The following is a 1673-nucleotide window of genomic DNA, read 5'->3' on the forward strand; positions in this document are numbered from 1 at the left end:
GCTCTTTAACAATTTATCAGACAATCTGTGTGGGCACTCACGGACGGGATATCGCAAAACTAATTGCAGTATCAAGTCTCAGAGTGAACACGTAATTCATTACGACGTTTTTATGAGCATCAGACTTTTAATTGAAGAGTTTGATCATGGCTCAGATTGAACGCTGGCGGCAGGCCTAACACATGCAAGTCGAACGGTAACAGGAAGCAGCTTGCTGCTTCGCTGACGAGTGGCGGACGGGTGAGTAATGTCTGGGGATCTGCCCGATGGAGGGGGATAACCACTGGAAACGGTGGCTAATACCGCATAACGTCGCAAGACCAAAGTGGGGGACCTTCGGGCCTCACACCATCGGATGAACCCAGATGGGATTAGCTAGTAGGTGGGGTAACGGCTCACCTAGGCGACGATCCCTAGCTGGTCTGAGAGGATGACCAGCCACACTGGAACTGAGACACGGTCCAGACTCCTACGGGAGGCAGCAGTGGGGAATATTGCACAATGGGCGCAAGCCTGATGCAGCCATGCCGCGTGTATGAAGAAGGCCTTCGGGTTGTAAAGTACTTTCAGCGGGGAGGAAGGGAATAAGGTTAATAACCTTGTTCATTGACGTTACCCGCAGAAGAAGCACCGGCTAACTCCGTGCCAGCAGCCGCGGTAATACGGAGGGTGCAAGCGTTAATCGGAATTACTGGGCGTAAAGCGCACGCAGGCGGTCTGTCAAGTCGGATGTGAAATCCCCGGGCTCAACCCGGGAACTGCATTCGAAACTGGCAGGCTAGAGTCTCGTAGAGGGGGGTAGAATTCCAGGTGTAGCGGTGAAATGCGTAGAGATCTGGAGGAATACCGGTGGCGAAGGCGGCCCCCTGGACGAAGACTGACGCTCAGGTGCGAAAGCGTGGGGAGCAAACAGGATTAGATACCCTGGTAGTCCACGCCGTAAACGATGTCGACTTGGAGGCTGTGAGCTTGACTCGTGGCTTCCGGAGCTAACGCGTTAAGTCGACCGCCTGGGGAGTACGGCCGCAAGGTTAAAACTCAAATGAATTGACGGGGGCCCGCACAAGCGGTGGAGCATGTGGTTTAATTCGATGCAACGCGAAGAACCTTACCTGGTCTTGACATCCACGGAATTCTGCAGAGATGCGGAAGTGCCTTCGGGAACCGTGAGACAGGTGCTGCATGGCTGTCGTCAGCTCGTGTTGTGAAATGTTGGGTTAAGTCCCGCAACGAGCGCAACCCTTATCCTTTGTTGCCAGCGGTTCGGCCGGGAACTCAAAGGAGACTGCCGGTGATAAACCGGAGGAAGGTGGGGATGACGTCAAGTCATCATGGCCCTTACGACCAGGGCTACACACGTGCTACAATGGCGCATACAAAGAGAAGCGACCTCGCGAGAGCAAGCGGACCTCATAAAGTGCGTCGTAGTCCGGATTGGAGTCTGCAACTCGACTCCATGAAGTCGGAATCGCTAGTAATCGTGGATCAGAATGCCACGGTGAATACGTTCCCGGGCCTTGTACACACCGCCCGTCACACCATGGGAGTGGGTTGCAAAAGAAGTAGGTAGCTTAACCTTCGGGAGGGCGCTTACCACTTTGTGATTCATGACTGGGGTGAAGTCGTAACAAGGTAACCGTAGGGGAACCTGCGGTTGGATCACCTCCTTACCT

General features: G+C 54.1%; 1 rRNA gene. It reads left to right on the plus strand.

Annotated features, from left to right (window positions below):
• Positions 1-128: 128 nt before the first annotated feature.
• Positions 129-1670, plus strand: a 16S ribosomal RNA gene (locus tag COO59_RS20425).
• The last annotated feature ends 3 nt before the right edge of the window (positions 1671-1673 follow it).

The sequence above is a fragment of the Mixta theicola genome (assembly GCF_002895925.1).
GTDB classification, from domain to species: Bacteria; Pseudomonadota; Gammaproteobacteria; order Enterobacterales; family Enterobacteriaceae; genus Mixta; species Mixta theicola.